Source organism: Pseudovibrio sp. Alg231-02 (assembly GCF_900143565.1).
Lineage (GTDB): Bacteria > Pseudomonadota > Alphaproteobacteria > Rhizobiales > Stappiaceae > Pseudovibrio.
The window spans coordinates 235948-254653 of the sequence record NZ_FREX01000003.1 but is presented as its reverse complement, the minus strand read 5'-3'; the positions used below and the strand labels follow the sequence as shown (position 1 = coordinate 254653).

Genomic DNA, 18706 nt, shown 5'->3' with positions numbered 1-18706 from the left:
ACTTCAAAAGTCAGCAGACTGACTTTACAGAGCTTTGTCGGCTTAGACTAGATATTGTCGCGAGAGCTAACCACTCTTAGTTGATGAATGAGGTGCTCCAGGGATTCCTCTGAGAGTCCATTGATCTTCGAGGCAAGCATATTCGTCAGCTCGGTCGCCCGAGGTGTCAGGCCGCCGGTATCGATGGTGATTTTCGGGTTGGAAAGTTCCGCAAGTCTTTGAAGTTCTTCAGCTTCATCCCAGATCACATTGAAATAGGTGATCATGCGTTGAACCATGTACCAGGTTGGAGTACCGCGCTTGCCATGTTCAAGCGCACTCAGGTAGGCAGAGGAAACCGAAAGCGCCTCCGCCATTTCCTTCAGGGTAATCTTCTGCTTAGCCCGCAGCTCTCTAACCTTGGCTCCAAAAGGCGTCATCTTACTGAAATTCCTACCTTATTTTTTGCGCTTACGAATGCGAACGTAAATCGCACCGCTGCCCCCATGCGAAACATGAGCTTGGTCGAAGCCTACCACACAGCTGCGCATATCAGGAAGAGAAAGCCACTGCGGTACCATTCTGCGCAACACACCACGATCATCTCCATAGGGGCTGCTTGAATAGTCGAGCCCCTTGCCGGTGATCACAAGCACGAGGGAGTAGCCCATGGCCTGCGCTTGATAGATGAACGAGGTTAAGCGTTGATGCGCTTGATACTGCGTCAAACCATGAAGATCGATGCGCGCATCAATATAGCCCTTGCCCCCGCGGACAACTTTTTTGCGCTCTTTCTTGTTGAGCGGTGAAAGCGGAGGCATAGCAGGAACAACAGGCTTGGGCGGGCTGTAGTCTGGCGCGGTCTTCCCTTTGGAACCGCGAGATTTTTTGGCCTGAGGCTTCGGTGGAGAGGTCAGCTGCGGCTTAAGCTCAGGCTGAGACACCTCAGCGCTTTGAGCGTGCATAAGGGACTGATCCGGCTCAGAAAGCTGCGTCGTATCTTCCAGCATATCAGAAAGGCGCTCTTGATGAATAGGTGTCAGAGTGGCTTTCACCCTGTCCCACAAGCGCTTGTCTGCTTCGCTCAGCTGCTTTGTCTTGGCTCGCTTTGCGCGATCACCATTCGTCATCTATCCGATCCGTCCACGATCATTTATTATTTTGGAACAAGGAGATAGAATTCCGCACGGTGACGGATATTCCCGGCAACGGCACCTGCCTCTGCACCACTTCCTACATAGATATCGCCGCGCGCGGGGCCTTTGATGGCTGACCCGGTATCCTGAGCAACCATAAGTTTAGCGAAGCGATCACCTGATGTGTCGTAGGTCCTTAACTCACTAGAGACAAAAATTAAACTGCCATAAGTGTGCAGATCATCATCAATTGCCAGTGATCTCAGGTCCGTCAGGGCTGTTCCTGCCCCTCCAATGGCTGCAATCTCCGTGTCTTGCGCAGATTGTAACTCAAAGAAGATGTAGGATTTATTGTGCCGAAACACGTCTTTCTGTTGGGATGGGTTTTGGGATAACCAGGCACGAAGCGCATCCATGCCCATGTTATCTCTGGAGATTTCGCCCCGCTCTATGAGCACACGGCCAATCGCAGTATACTCATGACCAGACTTGCCTGCAAAAGCTAAACGCCGCAACTCGCCATCGGGCAGACGAACACGGGCAGAACCCTGAACAGCTGTAAAAAATGCATCTATCGGGTCTTTCACCCACAGCACTTCAAGGCCCATTCCATCCAGTGCACCGTCCATCACATCGCCGCGTGTCGGCATCACCTTCAGGCCTTTGGGATAGGCATGAAGGGGAACAACAAACTCGTCCGTGCGAACAAGTGAGCCTTCCAGCTCTGGCATGTAGTAGCCGGTCACAAACCCGTCGTCCTCTACGCGCTGAAGCGTAAAGTTCTGTTCTAAAAAGGTTTTTGCATCACTTGCGTTATTTACGTCGATTTTGCGCGATTTTGCGCAGATAGCGCGTAATTTTGCGTCGCTAATGCCAAACGCCTTTGTCGGCAGCGTTCGGCCCTCGCTCGCCTCGCAGTGAGCCACAAATGCGGAAAGGGCCGCAGAATGATCATCTGCAGCCCATCCGTCGATTTCGTTGGGATCAAGTGGCCCGGAGAGCTTCGCGCTTCGCATGGTCCTATGGTCTTTTGTAAGGGTGTTTCCAGCTACAGCAGCAGAACTTATCCCCGCCGCGACGCTGAGTGCCATAATGAAACTCATAGCGTCGCGAAAGAAAGGAAACGTCATGCAGATTCAGTTGCAACCAGCTTCCAGTTTGGATCGTTCTCACCAGTTACGCGAGCGAAGGTCCAGATGTCAGTCAGGTCACTCACTGCGGTTGGGTCACCATCCACAATGCGGTTTTCAGAATCCCGTGTCGCGGTGATCAGCTGACCCTTGAAGCGAACAGTCACTTCAGCAAGCTTGTCTTTGTCGTTGAAGACCGCTTCCACAATGTCAGCTTTGTCGATGCCCACAAAGGTGGACTCAACACGCTCATTGCGGCTTTCCCGGTCATCAATCGCAGCAGAGAAACCACTGAACACTTCAGGAGAAAGAAGCTCTTTGAGCGTGCGGCGATCACCTTGCGCAAACGACATCAAAATGATTTCGTAAGCGCCGCGTGCACCTTCCGCAAACTCTTTTGGATTGAAAGACGGCTCAGCTTTCCAGATTTCCCGCAGACCGTGATTCAACTCACTGCCTTTTTTGGCAAGCTTGTCGATCTCAGCCTCAATCTGTTCGCGAGCTTCACGCTCTGCGCGCTCAGGGTCATGTTGAACATGCTCACTGCCTGGAAGAGGAATAACATTGTCCTCATTCTCAGGAGCCTGAGTCTTTTGAGAGTCTTGTTTTTGCTGAGCAGAATACGGGTCAAATGGTTGACGCTCGTTACCGGTGCGATTGCCCAAAACGGAGCGTAACCGCAGGAAAATAACAACTGCCGCAATAAGGAAGATTATGTTGTAGACGTCGAATATTTCGTTCATTCCGAGTACCGACCGGTCCTTTACTCGTGGGCTGCCAGGCGCCGATGATCAAATGCATTAGATATCTAGATAATGTGCTCTAGCGCATTTTTACAGGCTCTGTCACTAATTTAAGGTTTCTATCAGCAACATCCAGCTATTTCGTGTCCATCCCAACGCCTTTTTAAAGTCTTACCACGCAAGTATAAGCTAAAATCAGTCATTGCAATTCTGTGAAGATCACCCACTATAAGTAAGATCGCTTCAAAAAGAAGTGATCAAAAAGCAAAATAAACCTAAACCTACGCGGACGCTATGCCACTCGGACTTATCATTCTTGCCTGTTTCATTCTGCTACCAACCATTGAGATCTATCTCTTTATTGAGGTTGGAAGTGTTATCGGGGCAATTCCAACAATCCTGTTGACTGTAGCTTCCGCAGCTGCCGGCACATATATGCTGCGCCAGCAGGGGCTGTCTTTGCTCATGCGCATGCGTGCCGAAATGGACTCAGGGCGCGTTCCAAGTCATGAGATGATGCACGGCGCGATGATCGTGTTTGCGGGCCTCATGCTGTTGATTCCAGGCTTCTTTACAGACGCAATCGGCCTTCTGCTCTTCATCCCGCCACTGCGCGAGGTGATTGGCAACTATCTGGCACGCCACGTGAAGGTACAAAACCTCAACGTCAATCCGGGTTACCGTCGCCGCGATGGCACTGTGGACCTGAATGAAGACGAGTGGAGCTCCTCCCGTCATACAGAGCAGGATGATGACCCTTCCCGTCCTCGTTCCAATGACCCGGACCAGATCAGCCCATGGTCCTCTGACGACGACAAGCGTCGCTAAACCCTGCCAAGTTTAACGGAGAGCCGCCTGAACTGCCTCAGGGCTCTCCAGCAACGTTGCGACCAGCGCGATCAGGTAAGTGACGTCCAGCTCTTGCTTTGCATTCCAGGTGGTTGAGAAGCACCAGTTGTTTCCGTCGATGTCTTCCAGCGCATACGTCATGTTGAGCACGCCAATCTCACTGCCGCCCTTATAAGCATAAGACGCCCAGTTATCCGGTTCGGCCACACCCGGATTTACGAAAACTCCCTTGATGTCCTTCACTTTTGTCACAATCTTGCACAACTCGCGGTTCGAGATGTACCACTCAACATCCTCTGTCAAAGGCACGGAAACCTTGTCCATTGGCGGCAACTGAGCCGGTAAGGCAGCAAGAATCCGCGCCCGCTCCTCTGGCCCTGCTTGTCGATAAGCTTCTGCAGCTTGCTCATCCGCTTTCAGGTGAAACAGCTGCTGCGTTGTCAGAGCTGGTGAACTTTCTCCCGGCAACATCACACTTTCCTGCCCCACCAGATCCATCAGCAAGTCCGTGGCCGTGTTGTCCGAGATCTCAATCATATTGCGTGCCACATCCAGCAAAACAAACTTCTTGCCAACCGGCTCATTCTGCATTGTGCCACCTGGATACGAGATATGCTGTTGCTCCAGTGTGATCTTGTCCTGCCAGCTCAGGTCTCCGTCCCTGACCCGCTGCGCCACCTGGTCCAGCACATAAAGCTTGAAGGCAGATCCGACGGCCAGCTGTGCATCACTGTTGTTCTCAGCATGCACCTTTCCGTTTTGCATCAGCAAAAAGCTCTGCGTTGCAGTCTGCTGTTTCATGTGTTCCAGCAGGTCTTCGTGTTTCACATCCTTCACAAGCGCAAAGCGAAACAGCAGCCCCGTCAGCTGACCGGCCTTGTTCTGCTTCAAAAGCGTTGGAATCCTGTAGGATTTCGTCTCAACAAGAAACTTGTGCGGGTCCTTGGTCGCTTCAACATGAAGCGCAGGACCATAGATGGAACGTTGTTGTGAAAGAATGGAGACGAGAAGTTCTTTCGGGATCTTCTTGTAGACTTCGGGCGCAAAGTCATCGGCATCAAAGTCCGGCCCATTCCAGATTTTCTTGAGCAACTCCGGCGGGCTTGTGGCCTCCTGAGCGCTTAAGGGCTGTGGAGCGATGACTAAAACTGCAACAGCGCATAACGCCTTAAAATACCTAAGCAATTGCATCTCCAGAATATCTGGTGGAACTATATGTATCCTAGGCGCATAAAAACTAACATTACCTTAGGTCACAAAGATACGAGCCATAACATCAGGCTGTGTTGCAAAGTCTCAGGTAGCCCTTTGGCAGTCAGGCGCGGTAACCAACAATTAAAGTTGAAGAGATGCCGCTAGTATTCGCATCCCTTAAAACTTATGATTGCACGAATTAATTAGTCAATTTATGGGCGGTATTACATGGCGGCGCACCAAACCTCCAGTCGTGTGGATTGGGTTGACTACGCGAAAGGCTTTTGCATCTTTCTCGTGGTGATGATGCATTCAACCCTTGGGGTTGGAGGTGCCATTGGCGAAATGGGGTTCATGGGCGACATTGTTGCCTTTGCTAAGCCCTTCCGTATGCCGGACTTTTTCATGATCTCCGGCTTATTCCTCGCCTTGACGCTGGATCGGGACTGGCGCCTGTATCTGGACCGTAAAGTCGTTCATTTCTTCTACTTCTACATTCTCTGGCTTACGATCCAGTTTGGAATGAAGGCACCATCCTTCGCAGCAGAGTTCGGCTGGGATGGTGTGTTGATGCACTACGCGCTCGCCTTCGTACAACCATTCGGAACCCTCTGGTTCATCTACGCCCTGCCCGTTTTCTTCGTCATCACCAAACTGCTGCACTCACTAAAAGTGCCATGGCAAGTGACCTTGCTGGTCGCTGCTGGCCTGCAAATCAGTGCGTTGCGCACCGGCTCTGTGCTGATTGACGAAACAGCCGCTCGCTTCGTGTTCTTTTTCGCTGGCTACATCTTTGCGCAAAAGATCTTCGTCATTGCTGACTGGGTGCGCGAGAATGTGCTGAAAGGCTTGGCCTTTGTGTTTGTCTGGGCCGTCGTCAACGGCCTGTTCGTTGGCTACGGCTATGCGGACCTGCCATTTGCCTCGCTTGCTTTGGGCGGTTTGGGCGCATTGGCGGTGATCACCGTTTCCGCATTGCTTTCCAAGGTTAAAGCTTTGGATCTGCTGCGCTATATGGGCAAAAACTCTATCGTGATCTACCTGTCCTTCTTCTTCCCGATGGCTGTTTCGCGCACCATCTTGCTCAAACTGGGCATCATTCAGGATGCGGGCGTGATCTCGTTGATCGTTACGTGCACCGCAACCATCGCACCGATGATCCTGTTCTGGCTGATCACCAAAGTAGGCTACGGCCAGTTCCTGTTCAAACGTCCGGCATGGGCCTACATCGCGGAAATGCCACGCACCAAGAGCCCTGCACCGTCACCAACCTGATATCTGCGCGAAATCGCTGATCTGCCTAAGCCCCCGGAGCCGCCGCTTTCGGGGGCTTTTTGCATGCATGTTCAGCAAGCGCCAATTTTAGTGGTTGGGTTCAGAAGGTCTTTCCGGTCTTTGCTTAGGCTTTGCGGAAGCAAACGGTGTGACAAGATCAAGGAACGTATCTCCATGAAACTCGGGGCTCTCAGGGTTCTGCCGCTTCTCTTCATTCTCGTGGCCATCGGCTGGCTGGAGCTACGCCCCCACCCCGCTGTTGCGCAAAAAGAAGATAAAGCACGTCAAATCCTCAACAAGACCATCGAGAAGTTCAGTGAAATCAAAGCCATGAGCTTTACCGTCTACGCGAGCGAGGAACGTATCTTTAAAGACAGGGTGCCGCTAAACTTTGTGTTCGAATACACGGTCAACATTCTTGGGCATGGTGATCTGAAAATTGATCTCCCACGCCCTAATGGAATGAGTGAAATCTATCTTGATGACGGCATCATCACTTATTTCGACAAAACGCGGAACATCTACACTCAGGGTGATTTTACTGGAACTTCCTCGGAATTTATTGAGGTACTACGCAGTGACTTTCAGCTCACATTGCCCGGCATTGATTTGGCCAACCCGGAACTGGGCCAGATGCTTGATGACCTAATAACGAAGTCCGTCTACGTCGGGCGTGAGGTTCTGCCAGAAGGGGTTGCCCATCATCTTGCCTTCTTTAACGATCAGGTAGATTGGCAATTGTGGGTCTACGAAGACAGTGGCCTGCCCGGTTATCTTATTATCACTTATAAGGACCTTGTTGGTTTGCCTCAAACACACCTGTCCTATCGAGGGTGGAACCTTGAACCTCAGCTCAATTCAGAAGACTTCCGCTTCAATCCTCCTGAGGGGGCTGAGCGCTTCAGCTTGCCCGCCCTTTCAGCAGTAGAAAACGGAGGGAGCTCAAGATGAGTTACTCCACCACAATACAGCTTCTCAGCAACTCACTCAGATCACTGGTCATCCTGATCTTCATCACAGGCACCGGCATACTCACAGCCCAGGCGCAGGAAACCCCGCCTCCCCCCAAACAGGCCACATCCGCCGAAGTTGCGGAGTGCGAGGAAGAGCACATGAAGCGTGAGGGCATCGCTGATCTGGGCGGCTCTCAATACCGCGATAAGATCCGCGATCTTTGCAACAAATCCGTACATGGCGCTGACAAAGCAGAGGCAGGAAAAGAGCCAGCTACCAACGATTACTACTTCAGCGGTGACAACAACGGCTTTGTCTATGAGCTCAACGAAGAATGCCAGCAAATACGCATTCAGGATGAGCTGATTTTCATCTGCCCGGAAGGCAAATACAAACCAACCATCCGCAACAACCAATCCGGTTTCATGCCTTATTTAGAGCCCGTGGAACCCATTAGGCAAGGTGAGAAGCCGTAGGAAGGTCATAAGTAAACACATGGTGTACTCCGTGCCGGATGTTCATTTTGGGAGCGCCTAAATTACATTGGACTTTTACGCCCGACAGAATGCTCTTCGTGTAGCCTTCAACATCATTCGTTGGGGCAAAATTGTTGATAAAACCAAAAGCATACGCTCTATAAAAGTCGTAATTGTAAGGCGGTGTGGAGGCTTGTCTGACATGCAAGCACGAACGACTAAATTTGCAAATCGCTCCGGGTCATTTCCGCTTTCTTCGCTTCTCGCCATACTATTAATCGCACGTGTTGTGGAAGGTTCGTAAGGGTCGTTGTCGGATGGACTTCGCCTTCTCGCTGCACCAAAGTCAGTTCGATGATCTCCCGGTTCCACCAGTATAACGTGGAGTCCAAAAGGGGCGACCTCCATTGATAAGGCCGCCGCATAATTAGCAATCGCAGCTTTTGATGCACTGTAAAGTGCTTGAAAAGGGATTGGGAGCCGTGATGCAATAGAGCCAATAATTACAATCGTTCCTGCTCGCCTTTTTCGCATATCAGGAAGAAAGGCGCGTACCATTCTATCAACGCCGAGTAGGTTGGTATCGATCTGTCGAACGGCTTCGGAAGCAGCTGTCATTTCAATAGGGCCAGCGATGCCAGAACCCGCATTCAATATCAAACAGTCGGGGACAAGGTTAATGCGGTTGCGAAGTGCAATCACAGAATCTTCGTCGCACACATCAAGTTCTTCTAAAGTGCCTCCTTGGCGAGATGTACCAATCGCTTGCCATCCGTTTGTTGTAAAAGCTTTTAACATTGCGGCACCCAGCCCTTTGGAGGCACCGGAAATTAAAACAGAATTCATGAGCAATTCTCCAGACTTCAAATATGTTATCAATGGTAACATCAGTTGAGGCTATCTGGTCAAGTGGAAAGTTATCAATGGTAACATCGAGGCAAGAAAAACAAACTCCGGGCACATCAGAGTATCATCATGGAGGTTTGCGTGAGGCGCTTCTGGATGCTGTCGAAGCTCAGTTGCCTGAAAAAGGGCCTGAGGGGGTGAGCTTACGGGCTGCTGCCAAAAATGCAGGTGTTTCCTCTGCTGCGGCTTTCAGGCACTTTAAAGACAAGCGGGCTGTGATGACAGCAGTTGCTGTCCGCGCACATCGCGGAATGGCAGAGCATATGGAAACAGCAGCCACTGAAGCACGCAGTGCGGGGCTCTCTGTATTTTCCGCTAAGGGACAGGCCTATCTGGACTTTGCTCTTTCTGAACCTGCAAAATTCAAAACAATGTTCCGCACGGCATTGTTGGATGAGACAGATGTAGATTTAGTCGAAGCAGAGGCACGCATGACACGCCTATTGCTTAACGATGCTGTTGAAGATGAAAAACATACTGAAATCCCAGCTAAGTCCCTGCTTGCGTGGGGGGCCGTACACGGCCTGGCCATGCTCTCGATTGAAGGTGGATTACCAAGCACAGCCACGAAGGATACACGATCAGCAATTCTGGAGGCATTAGATTTGTTAGAACAACAGGATTAGTCAGAGTAACTTCATTTTTGTTAGGTGGAAGTTGAAAGCTAAGTAGCCAGAGGCCGTTCCAAACTCACCCTCCGCTAAAACATCATTGAAAAAGGGTTAATAGCCCTTTCTTTGTCGGCCCAAGGCGGGCATGATCCCGCTCATGTCGACACAATCCATTGCACCAGCTCTCACAGAGAACGATCACCTCATCCTGATCGATGGCTCTACCTTCATTTTCCGCGCATATCATGCGCTGCCGCCGCTTACTCGCAAGCCCGACGGACTGCCCGTTGGCGCGGTTTCCGGCTTCTGCAACATGCTCTGGAAGATGATGCAGGAAGGCCCCACCAAAGAAACTGGTGACGAGCCAACCCACTTCGCCGTAATTTTCGATAAGTCCGGTAAAACGTTCCGCAACGATTTCTATCCGGAATACAAAGCCCACCGACCACCGCCGCCAGAAGACCTGCGCCCGCAGTTTGGCCTGATCCGTCAGGCAACGCGCGCGTTTGGTGTGCCTGCCATTGAGCAGCAGGGGTATGAGGCGGATGACCTGATCGCCACCTACGCCCGTCAGGCAGCCGCACAAGGCGCCCGCGTTACCATCGTCTCTGGCGATAAAGACCTGATGCAGCTTGTCACCGACAAGATCGGCATGGTCGACACCATGAAAAACAAGGTGATCGGCAAGCCCGAGGTCTTCGAGAAATTTGGCGTTGGCCCGGAAAAGGTCGTCGAAGTGCAGTCGCTCGCGGGCGATAGCGTCGATAACGTGCCCGGCGTCCCAGGCATCGGCCTCAAAACCGCTGCTCTGCTCATCAACGAGTTTGGTGATCTGGATAGCCTTCTGGCACAAGCCGACACCATCAAGCAGAAGAAGCGCCGCGAGAACCTCATCGAGTTCGCCGAGCAGGCCCGCATTTCCAAGCGCCTCGTGCAGCTGGAAGAGGCCGTGCCAGTTGAAACTCCGGTCGAAGACTTCACCGTGTGTGATGTGGACGGCGCGCAAGCTGTCGGCTTCCTCAAAGCCATGGGTTTCACCAGCCTCACCAAAAAAGTGGCAGATAAAACCAGCGCTGTGCTGGAAAACATCGAGCCGATTGAGCCTGTGATTGAAGGCTGGGAAAGCACTGCAAAACCGGCAGAACAAGCTGAGGATTCTGCGGGAGAACTTGAGGGTAAAGCATGGACCGCCGCCCCTCTGGCAGAGAAAGTTGCAGCTGAAATATCTGCGCTGCCTATAGATAATTCCGCATACGAAACAGTTTCCACCACTGAGCGCCTCAAAGAGTGGATAGAGCAGGCTTATGAAGTGGGCTACGTGGCTGTGGACACTGAGACAGATGCCCTCAACGCCATGGAAGCTGGCCTTGTCGGCGTTTCCCTCTCCTGCACTCCGGGCAAAGCCTGTTACATCCCGCTGGCGCATGTGGATGGCGAAGGTGATCTCTTCAGCGGCGGTGCGCTGCTGGAAGGTCAGATCCCGCTCAATGAAGCTGTCGCCCTGCTCAAGCCAATGCTGGAAGACCCGGCTGTCCTCAAAATCGCGCAGAACATGAAGTACGACTGGCTCGTGCTCAAGCGTTACGGCGTGGAAATGGCGCCGTTTGACGACACCATGCTGCTCTCCTATGCGCTCGACGCGGGCATGGGCGGCAATGGCATGGATGAGCTCTCCCAGCGCTGGCTCAACCACACGCCAATCCCGTTCAAGGAAGTGTGCGGCTCCGGCAAATCGCAGATCTCCTTCGACAAGGTGCCGCTGGATAAAGCCACCTCCTATGCGGCGGAAGATGCAGACGTCACCCTGCGCCTCTGGAAAATCCTCAAACCACGCCTCGCTGCTGAGGAAATGACCGTGGTTTATGAGCGTTTGGAACGCCCGATGGTGGCAACGCTGGCCAAAATGGAGCGCCGCGGCATCTCCATCGACCGTCAAATGCTCTCCCTGCTCTCCGGCGAGTTCGCGCAAGGCGCAGCCGCGCTGGAAGCTGAGATCCACGATAAGGCTGGCGAAATCTTCAACGTCGGCTCGCCAAAGCAGCTGGGTGAAATCCTGTTTGGCAAAATGGGTCTGCCCGGCGGTAAAAAAACCAAAACCGGCGCCTGGTCTACTTCGGCTTCCGTGCTGGATGATCTCGCCGCACAAGGCCATGAGCTGCCAAGCAAAATTGTAGAGTGGCGCCAGCTCAGCAAGCTGAAATCCACCTACACCGACGCCCTGCCAAGCTTCATCAATCAGGAAACAGGCCGCGTCCACACCTCGTTCTCGCTGGCGTCCACCTCCACGGGCCGTTTGTCCTCCTCCGAGCCAAACATTCAGAATATCCCGATCAGAACCTCTGAAGGCCGCAAAATCCGTCAGGCGTTTATCTCTGGGAAGGGCAAAAAGCTCATTTCTGCCGATTACAGCCAGATCGAACTGCGCGTGCTCGCCCACATGGCCGATATTCCGCAGCTCAAACAGGCGTTTGCGGACGGGCTCGACATTCACGCCATGACAGCAAGCGAGATGTTTGGTGTGCCGATTGAGGGCATGGACCCAAGCGTTCGCCGCCGTGCAAAAGCCATCAACTTCGGCATCATCTACGGCATTTCCGCGTTCGGCCTTGCAAACCAGCTGGGCATTGGTCGTGGTGAAGCGGGCGACTACATCAAAACGTATTTTGAGCGCTTCCCGGGCATCAAAGAGTACATGGAAGAAACCAAAAAGTTTGTCCATGCAAACGGTTACGTCGAAACTATCTTTGGCCGCCGCGCTCATTACCCGGATGTAAACACCAAAAACCCGAACATGCGCCAGTTCTACGAGCGCGCAGCCATCAACGCCCCAATTCAGGGCTCAGCGGCAGATATCATCCGCCGTGCCATGGTGCGTATGGACGAGGTTCTGGAAACGGCAAATCTGGACGCGCAAATGCTGTTGCAGGTGCACGATGAATTGATCTTTGAACTGCCTGAGGATCAGGTGGACGAGACCAAAAAACTCGTCATCACCACTATGGAAAAAGCAACAGAACCCGCCCTCCAGCTCTCGGTCCCCCTCAAAGTGGAAGCCGAAGCCGCTACCAACTGGGAAGAGGCGCACTAGCGCTTCTTTTCCCGGTAAGCAAAATAAACCTCCGCCTCTGGTGGAGGTTTATGCTTTTTAAGCGGCCTCAGTAGGTGCTTCTTCTTTTTCGTTGGTAACGGTATAAGAACTTTGAAGAATCCATGGATTGTAGTTTTTTAACTCTTTATGGCGCTTAATAACGCTAGAGTGTAGCTCGATATCTCTGATATCTTTAGGCAATGACCGCTCTTTGCGAATGTAAAAGAGCCGCTCCCACCACTTCCTACGAGAATTGTGCATTTGTCCTAATGGATTTGATTGAACTTCTTTCTTCTCAAACGCAACGCCATCGTAGGTAAGAAAGCCGCATTGAGTTGCATAATGGTGCATCCAGTCCAAACTGACGCGAGCTAAGGTGGAGTCATCATATCCTCCGCCAACGTCACTATGCATACCTGAAAACCAAACCTGCCGCATTTTTTGGTCTTGACGAGCCTGACCTTTCCAAAGCCTTGGATGAAAGGCTTTCCTCTCATCGTCAATCGCAACTGCATGATAGGCGTTATTAACGGAAGCGCTCAGTGTAAAGTCATGAAAATTGTGTCTGAACCATGGGACTACATTGAGCAGATAGCTTAGTGCTTTGATTGGAGCTCCAAGTGCAGGTACAGTATCCCAGACACCGAGAAATTCCACTGTGCACCACATGTTGTGGTGCTTTTGCCGGAATTCTTTTGCCTGAGTTTCTCGTTTTTTGTTGTCTTTGATTTTGTAGATTTCGTAAGCGTGCTGGATTAGCTCTGGACGTGACTTTGGTAAGATGCCGAACAGATGTAAAAAGCCAGATAGGCTTCTTACTGTTGCCGCCCCTCGACTAAAACCAAACAAGTAAATCTTGTCACCTGCTTCGAAGTTATCGAAAATAAAGCGGTAACATTCCAGAATATTTTTTTGGATTCCGAAACCAGTTAGGCTTCCCAATTTTCGGCTTACCAACCCACCACTGCCTGAAGTACCAAGACCTCGATCATAAAAAATAATCTGATCTTTTGTGCGGTTTTCTGCCATCTTAAAAAGGCGATAGATGTTGCTATCTGCTGTGACGCCACCCTCTTGGCCAGTGCCATCAGATAGTACAACAATATTCTTACTCATAAGAGCTTACTTTCTTCCGCCTGAGTTCAAAATTTGCCAAATCAAGCCGAAAAAGGTACACAAAGCTTGCTACAGCAGTTCTTTCTCGGTTTTGGCATTCTCCACGAGAGGCGGTTAAACTCGAAGAGAACTCTATTTTGAAGCGGGGTTTGCAGACCCCGCTTCAAACTTAATTGCAGTCAGCAAAGCACCTCCGTACTTCACCGTTTCCTACAAATTTTGTGAGCTGGCGATAGTTGCCGCTCTCTTTGCGAATACGGCCTGCCACAATTGCTGGATGCACGCCTGCTTGTTTCGCGATGGATAAAACTTTGGAGACCTCTGTAGATGGAGCTATTTGGTACTCCTGCCAAATGTCTGCAGGGATAAGCGCATCCAGAGCAATTTGGTCTGCTTCTCTTTCCTTTTCCCAGCTTTCGTCATGATCGCTCTCATTCAGGCTGAGGTCATCGACAAACATACTTTCATCGTCAGTCAGGTGATGCCCAATGTGTGCTAGCTCATGTAATAAGCAGAACCAGAAGTTATCTATGCGATCATAGCGAATGGTGACCCCAACAACAGGGACACCCTCAACGGTGCGCATTGCAGCTCCATCAAGGTGTGTCTTAGGGAGGTGCGCGGCATAGATAAGTACTATGCCGTGTTTTGCCAGAAACTCTTTTGCTAGCTTAGGCCCTTCCTCAAACTGACTGAGCCGCGCGACTTCCCGCAAAAACTCAGCAGTAATAGTTTTCTGATCGTATTTTGTAGTCAGAGGTTGGCTTCTAGCTTTAGCAAGAACATGGAGGCACCAAGCTTGTAGTGCGTATGGGTCCATCTTGGCATTACGGCGGACGCTATTGTTTTTCCGATACATTGGAGCAGGGATAGCTTGTTCCCCGCAAGCCCGCGTAATGAGGTCCCGCATAATCTCTTCAGCTCGATCTTTAAAGTTCTCAGTTTGAGATACCCAGCCAAGTTTAGCCATCTGCAACAGCGGGAACTTTTCCCAAACTACATCAGACATATTCTCAGGAAGCTTGGAGTTCTCTTTCCCAATTAACACCTCAGCAGGAATGCCGAGGTGTTTGTTTAGTGCTCGGATCATTGCGAGGGTTAAAGAGCGTTTTCTGGAAAGTACCTCCGACACTTTAGAACGGCTGCCAATGAATGGTTCTAAATCTTTTTGAGAAAGCCCCTCTTGCTCCATACGGAACTTTATTGCGTCAATCGGGTCAGGAAGATCAATCGGGTGATGTTTTGCTTCATAAGCTTCTACGAGCGTACACAGCACCTCGAGTTCGTCTTGTGAGCGGTCGTCATCTGAAGCCTCATCCATGAGCACTTCAATCCGCTCTAGTGCAGAGTCATAATCTGCTTCTGTTCTTATTGGGCGAATAAAGGTCATCTCAGACGTCCTCTACATTAATCTTGTCGTATTCTTTGTGCGTGCCGACAAATTTGATGAAGATGATGCCAGCTTCATAATTGATCGACACAACAAGCCGGTGCTTGTTTCCTGCAATATTGAACACAACTCTTCCGTTCTTCAGAATGCTGGCATGTCTGTATTTTGCTTTGATATCTGAAGGGCTTTTCCAAGTTGCGTGAATTGCCTCGTAATACCAGCTATCTAGAGATGCCTTCGCATCTGGCATGCTATCGCCGTACTCGCGGAGTCTCTTTTTTGCAATAACGCGCATGCTAAATACTATATGCTCCCATTTTGGGAAAATGTCAATTGTTCCTTTTCTGGGAACGTATTGTGAGCGAGTCGATTTGAAATTGCAATGATATTACTATTTTCTGCAAATTTTAACCACATCGCTAACCCCTATCCCCCACCTGCAACAACTCCCCATTGACACCGCATGCATCTGCGGCCATCCTGTTTTTCGAGGCTTCACAACCTCTCCAAACAGCGGTTACCGCTCCCGATCGACTAGCGGATTTTTTGTGCCTGCTTTATAGGTAGCGCGCAAACCCTTTGCTATGAGCGGGAGGGCGGTGAATACAATACCTCCTTCGGGGGGGAATAAACTCGCCTGTCTGTTTGCAGGTTGTGAACCTCCCGCTCGCCAGCGGGCCGTCACAAGCTTGCTGTCGTCGCGGTCTTTCAACACCCTACAAACAGAGGGATTGAGAATGGACGACACCGCATGCGCATGTAGCGCCACAAACACGCTTCAAAACGAAATTGACGAAGTCATCATAGCCGTCTCGGATTTGGAAAATCTGGCTTATATGCAGCAATTAGTGCTGAATGAGCGGATGCAGGAATGCCGGGAACGCGATGCTTTGTTCACTCTGCAACAAGCCTTACGCGACCGACTGGAAGCATTAAGAAAGACCTGCGGAATACTGGAGCGGGTCGCCCATCCGCAGCCAAAAAAATCCAAGCTATCGCTTCTTGAATAAGCCAGTCTTTGCCTGAAACTTAAACAGGCAAAACGGCTTAATCCCATCACGCGCGCAAAACCGGGTGTTCCAACCACCCGCCCGTGCGCACTCACGCACTGTGCCTTTCGATGCTCCGGCGATCTCACAACACCCCGTGTCATCGCCCGTGCACACAGCACAAAATGAGCATCCTGCTGGCCTGCGGCCGGGCAACCAAGCCCGCAGGTCAGCGCCTTGGTAAATATGACCCTAGCAGCACGAACAGGTGCGAGCCATTCCCCGGATCTAAGGAACCGCAGCACCTGAGCTTGAGGCGAGCCATACTCTGCGCAAACCCATCAGTCGGTTATCTCGATCTTTCCGCAGGCCTCATCAGAAAAGCTCTTTGGCTTCCACCGCTTACCTGCCAGATACGTGTAGCAAACCTTGATCTTGTTGATGGCAACACTGCTGTTCACGTCGCTATCTGCATCAAGCGGGTTCCTGTCGAGTATGACCAGATCAGCCACTTTGCCCTGCTCCAGCGTGCCAACCTTGTCATCAATCAGCGTTTGCTCGGCTGCAACGGCGGTTATGCCCTTCAGGTTCTCATAGATGGATCGGCCATCCCGGTTTCCAGCCCACTTGCTGTCAGGCATATCTTTGACCTGACTGCCCTTGATATCTGGATAGACCCAGGTGTTGCGAGTGACCATCTGCTCAACATACCAAAGCGGATTCACCGGCGCGATAGGCGCATCACTGTGCAGCGTGAAGGGGATGTTATCGCGAACATCCAACGTGGTGGCATCCAGCGTCGGCGCCCGCCCGTTAGGGTCTCCGTCCGCACCTAAATTATTGAGATCCTTACCATCCAGCAGGCTAACAAACCCGCCACCCCAATACCCGACATGACCAGTAAGGTGTGACACGATGAAATTCAGAGGAAGGCCTCCCTCGTTTTTGCAGTGCACCCGCCTTGCAACTTTGGTCAGCTCCCACAAATACTGCGCAACTGAACTGGGTGAAGTCGCAGGGTCCCCTCCAACAGTCGCGTGAATAAGCGTCACAGGATACTCGTTGCACCGCCCGGTACTCAGCCCCAATGTGGTGATCGCAACGGCCTTGATCGCTTTGTCGCCATTGGTGTGGATTTGAATAGGCCAGCCTTTGCTCCAGAAGGGTTGCAAAGCGGCCAGAAAGCTTCCATCCCCTCCGGCAATCTTGCTCAAATCCGGTTCTTCATCATTATCCGGCATAAAGAACTGGTAGTTCGCGCCATGCGAGCCGGTAACGGCAGTCTTCTTGCCATTCTCCTCATCCACGCAAATGCCATTTATGTTGTAACCCTGAGTGAGATAAGCCGAGCACCCCTGCGTTGAACCATCCGCCCAGAACTTGATGCCCGTCGCACCGTAGCGACCCTGGGTGTTCTTTATCAGCGTCGTTTTGCTCAAAACCTCGTTAGGCCACAAAGACGTCATCTCCGCCTCGGCAATCTCAACCGCTGTTTTACTATGCTCACTGGGATCAATCGCCGTAGCCGAAATAAGCGTACGGATACGGAACGGGGCTGTGAAATTGCCAGCCTCATCTTTATGCAGCGCAACGTCTTTGTTGAACTGAATAATAGGAACAGTGAAGCCACCACCATTCACAATGGTCGTAACACCAGCCGCCGCAATCTTTTCAACCACCGGAGCAACGGCCTTGAGGCCTTCTTCGTAATCCATGAAGAAGAAGGGGCTACTGGCAGGCACTCCTGCCATCTCCTGAATTTTCGCAACAAACGGCCTGTAAGCCGCTTCCTCCTGCAGTAAGCCGGAATAATAGGCGTTCCCGTCCTGACCAGTATAAACCTCCCATTTGCCAAGAGGGTCTGGCGCAGGCATGTCCTTGTTCCTGTTTATCTCCGGCCCACAAGGCCAGGCAGTGCAGATGTTGGCAGCAACAAACGCATTCCCATTGACATAAGCGACGTGCCCGGACTGATCCAGAATAAGCACAGGATGCGCATCAGCACCCTCAACACTCTTACTGATTTCCTCAGCGGGATGGGAGCGGAAAGTGGCAACGCGCTGGATCTCATCTGGCGTGACACCAAACCGTGAAGGATCAATCCCATTTCCCACAATCCAGGCCTGCTTTGTGGGCATCCCATCCGGCGCAAAAGGCACCCAGCGATTGGTTGCACTGTTCAGGACATTCCACGTCCATTCAAAACCAGTCTCAATACTGCCATCATATTTGCAAACGGTTTTGTCTTTAAAACGCGGGTCAACTTGGTTGTCATAGGTGCGGTAGCTGTAGGGCTCTGGCAAACAAGGAGAAAGGTCAGCAACCGCAGCATAGTTCACCACAAGCGGCATATGCATATGTGGCTCAATAAAGCCCGGCATTAAGGTTGCCCCACCCAAATTGACCTTGGTGACAGCGCTGTCGGATAAATAGGTTTGGTAGTCTTCGTCCGACTTGAAGATCTCAGAGATTTCGCCATTTCGAACAATCAGCGCTTTGACTGTTTTGCGTCGATCCGCCTTCTCATCGGCCATTGTCAGAATATCGCCGCCATAAAAAAGCGTTTGCGGCTCAGCCTGCGCCTGAGAGAGTGTCATCATCAAAACTACCGGAGCACAGGCGACCAAAAACGATGCCCGCCGTTTGACCGTACGGCCTCTATGCCTGACTGTTGGAAAGCAGATGGATGCAAGCATGAAAACCAAATCTCCAATTGATGATAAACACATAATTGCCATTGGAGATTGTAATCTGATGTACGCTGATCCCTGATTTCAGCCAACCCGCCGCAAGTTCCAGGCATGCCTTACAAAATCTAACTCAAGCCCCCCACAAAGAAGCCTTTCTTGAAAGAAAGCCTTATGTTTTAG

17 protein-coding genes are annotated in these 18706 nt (G+C 51.3%); 7 read left to right on the top strand and 10 right to left on the bottom strand.

Translation table 11 applies throughout. From position 1 onward, the window contains the following. Window positions 1-47: 47 nt before the first annotated feature. From DHN43_RS10655 to DHN43_RS10640, 4 genes are read right to left on the bottom strand one after another with little or no spacing between them, the layout of a single operon-like run. Entirely contained in the window at window positions 48-419 is a 372-nt protein-coding gene (locus DHN43_RS10655) for a helix-turn-helix domain-containing protein (RefSeq protein WP_057463182.1), read from the bottom strand. 18 nt (window positions 420-437) lie between these two features. Further along, a complete protein-coding gene (locus DHN43_RS10650; protein WP_063286250.1) occupies window positions 438-1109 on the bottom strand; it encodes a Smr/MutS family protein in 672 nt (223 codons plus the stop codon). A gap of 26 nt (window positions 1110-1135) precedes the next feature. Further along, window positions 1136-2206 carry a murein transglycosylase A gene (gene mltA / locus DHN43_RS10645; RefSeq protein ID WP_208995205.1) on the bottom strand — a complete coding sequence of 357 codons (1071 nt, stop codon included), beginning with the start codon at window positions 2204-2206 and terminating at the stop codon, window positions 1136-1138. Between the two features lie 35 nt (window positions 2207-2241). Continuing rightward, entirely contained in the window at window positions 2242-2988 is a 747-nt protein-coding gene (locus DHN43_RS10640) for a Tim44/TimA family putative adaptor protein (RefSeq protein WP_057463180.1), read from the bottom strand. A gap of 294 nt (window positions 2989-3282) precedes the next feature. Between DHN43_RS10640 and DHN43_RS10635 the strand changes: the two genes are divergently transcribed. Continuing rightward, window positions 3283-3816, top strand: a complete 534-nt coding sequence (locus DHN43_RS10635) for an FxsA family protein (RefSeq protein ID WP_063286252.1) — start codon at window positions 3283-3285, stop codon at window positions 3814-3816. Window positions 3817-3828: 12 nt separating this feature from the next. Here DHN43_RS10635 and DHN43_RS10630 read toward each other — a convergent pair whose 3' ends face one another. Continuing rightward, on the bottom strand, window positions 3829-5022 hold the full coding sequence (locus DHN43_RS10630) for a serine hydrolase (protein WP_208995203.1): 1194 nt from the start codon (window positions 5020-5022) through the stop codon (window positions 3829-3831). A gap of 237 nt (window positions 5023-5259) precedes the next feature. Here DHN43_RS10630 and DHN43_RS10625 point away from each other — a divergent pair, with 237 nt between their 5' ends. From DHN43_RS10625 to DHN43_RS10615, 3 genes are all read left to right on the top strand, one after another. Then, on the top strand, window positions 5260-6306 hold the full coding sequence (locus tag DHN43_RS10625; RefSeq protein WP_108818575.1) for an acyltransferase family protein: 1047 nt from the start codon (window positions 5260-5262) through the stop codon (window positions 6304-6306). Window positions 6307-6480: 174 nt separating this feature from the next. Next, window positions 6481-7257: a DUF2092 domain-containing protein gene (locus tag DHN43_RS10620; RefSeq protein ID WP_063303354.1), complete on the top strand. Its 777-nt coding sequence runs from the start codon at window positions 6481-6483 to the stop codon at window positions 7255-7257. Next, a complete protein-coding gene (locus DHN43_RS10615) occupies window positions 7254-7736 on the top strand; it encodes a hypothetical protein (RefSeq protein WP_108818574.1) in 483 nt (160 codons plus the stop codon). Before DHN43_RS10620 ends, DHN43_RS10615 begins: the two co-directional genes overlap by 4 nt. A gap of 75 nt (window positions 7737-7811) precedes the next feature. Here the strand turns inward: DHN43_RS10615 and DHN43_RS10610 are convergent, their stop codons facing one another. After that, on the bottom strand, window positions 7812-8582 hold the full coding sequence (locus DHN43_RS10610; RefSeq protein ID WP_208995201.1) for an SDR family NAD(P)-dependent oxidoreductase: 771 nt from the start codon (window positions 8580-8582) through the stop codon (window positions 7812-7814). A 77-nt stretch (window positions 8583-8659) separates the two neighbouring features. Here DHN43_RS10610 and DHN43_RS10605 point away from each other — a divergent pair, with 77 nt between their 5' ends. Together DHN43_RS10605 and polA are read left to right on the top strand one after the other, a co-directional pair. After that, entirely contained in the window at window positions 8660-9268 is a 609-nt protein-coding gene (locus DHN43_RS10605) for a TetR/AcrR family transcriptional regulator (protein WP_208995193.1), read from the top strand. Window positions 9269-9398: 130 nt separating this feature from the next. Continuing rightward, window positions 9399-12341: a DNA polymerase I gene (gene polA, locus DHN43_RS10600; RefSeq protein ID WP_108818572.1), complete on the top strand. Its 2943-nt coding sequence runs from the start codon at window positions 9399-9401 to the stop codon at window positions 12339-12341. 57 nt (window positions 12342-12398) lie between these two features. Here the strand turns inward: polA and DHN43_RS10595 are convergent, their stop codons facing one another. From DHN43_RS10595 to DHN43_RS10585, 3 genes are all read right to left on the bottom strand, one after another. Next, entirely contained in the window at window positions 12399-13457 is a 1059-nt protein-coding gene (locus DHN43_RS10595) for a DUF2235 domain-containing protein (protein ID WP_108818571.1), read from the bottom strand. A gap of 169 nt (window positions 13458-13626) precedes the next feature. After that, window positions 13627-14847, bottom strand: a complete 1221-nt coding sequence (locus DHN43_RS27590; protein WP_199914800.1) for a hypothetical protein — start codon at window positions 14845-14847, stop codon at window positions 13627-13629. A 1-nt stretch (window position 14848) separates the two neighbouring features. Continuing rightward, window positions 14849-15142 carry a type II toxin-antitoxin system HigB family toxin gene (locus DHN43_RS10585; protein WP_108818570.1) on the bottom strand — a complete coding sequence of 98 codons (294 nt, stop codon included), beginning with the start codon at window positions 15140-15142 and terminating at the stop codon, window positions 14849-14851. Between the two features lie 442 nt (window positions 15143-15584). On the opposite strand from DHN43_RS10585, the gene DHN43_RS10580 reads away from it, so the two are divergent. Next, complete coding sequence (locus DHN43_RS10580) at window positions 15585-15857, top strand: hypothetical protein (protein WP_108818569.1); 273 nt, start codon at window positions 15585-15587, stop codon at window positions 15855-15857. A gap of 320 nt (window positions 15858-16177) precedes the next feature. On the opposite strand, the gene DHN43_RS10575 is transcribed toward DHN43_RS10580, so the two are convergent. Next, window positions 16178-18532 carry an amidohydrolase family protein gene (locus tag DHN43_RS10575; RefSeq protein WP_159096820.1) on the bottom strand — a complete coding sequence of 785 codons (2355 nt, stop codon included), beginning with the start codon at window positions 18530-18532 and terminating at the stop codon, window positions 16178-16180. Between the last annotated feature and the right edge of the window lie 174 nt (window positions 18533-18706).

Excerpts from the sequence above, each read along its gene's own strand:
- DHN43_RS10655 (WP_057463182.1), bottom strand. The coding sequence starts at position 419 with ATGACGCCTTTTGGAGCCAAGGTTAGAGAGCTGCGGGCTAAGCAGAAG.
- DHN43_RS10650 (WP_063286250.1), bottom strand. The coding sequence starts at position 1,109 with ATGACGAATGGTGATCGCGCAAAGCGAGCCAAGACAAAGCAGCTGAGC.
- mltA (WP_208995205.1), bottom strand. The coding sequence starts at position 2,206 with ATGGCACTCAGCGTCGCGGCGGGGATAAGTTCTGCTGCTGTAGCTGGA.
- DHN43_RS10640 (WP_057463180.1), bottom strand. The coding sequence starts at position 2,988 with ATGAACGAAATATTCGACGTCTACAACATAATCTTCCTTATTGCGGCA.
- DHN43_RS10635 (WP_063286252.1), top strand. The coding sequence starts at position 3,283 with ATGCCACTCGGACTTATCATTCTTGCCTGTTTCATTCTGCTACCAACC.
- DHN43_RS10625 (WP_108818575.1), top strand. The coding sequence starts at position 5,260 with ATGGCGGCGCACCAAACCTCCAGTCGTGTGGATTGGGTTGACTACGCG.
- DHN43_RS10620 (WP_063303354.1), top strand. The coding sequence starts at position 6,481 with ATGAAACTCGGGGCTCTCAGGGTTCTGCCGCTTCTCTTCATTCTCGTG.
- DHN43_RS10615 (WP_108818574.1), top strand. The coding sequence starts at position 7,254 with ATGAGTTACTCCACCACAATACAGCTTCTCAGCAACTCACTCAGATCA.
- DHN43_RS10610 (WP_208995201.1), bottom strand. The coding sequence starts at position 8,582 with ATGAATTCTGTTTTAATTTCCGGTGCCTCCAAAGGGCTGGGTGCCGCA.
- DHN43_RS10605 (WP_208995193.1), top strand. The coding sequence starts at position 8,660 with ATGGTAACATCGAGGCAAGAAAAACAAACTCCGGGCACATCAGAGTAT.
- polA (WP_108818572.1), top strand. The coding sequence starts at position 9,399 with ATGATCCCGCTCATGTCGACACAATCCATTGCACCAGCTCTCACAGAG.
- DHN43_RS10595 (WP_108818571.1), bottom strand. The coding sequence starts at position 13,457 with ATGAGTAAGAATATTGTTGTACTATCTGATGGCACTGGCCAAGAGGGT.
- DHN43_RS27590 (WP_199914800.1), bottom strand. The coding sequence starts at position 14,847 with ATGACCTTTATTCGCCCAATAAGAACAGAAGCAGATTATGACTCTGCA.
- DHN43_RS10585 (WP_108818570.1), bottom strand. The coding sequence starts at position 15,142 with ATGCGCGTTATTGCAAAAAAGAGACTCCGCGAGTACGGCGATAGCATG.
- DHN43_RS10580 (WP_108818569.1), top strand. The coding sequence starts at position 15,585 with ATGGACGACACCGCATGCGCATGTAGCGCCACAAACACGCTTCAAAAC.
- DHN43_RS10575 (WP_159096820.1), bottom strand. The coding sequence starts at position 18,532 with ATGCTTGCATCCATCTGCTTTCCAACAGTCAGGCATAGAGGCCGTACG.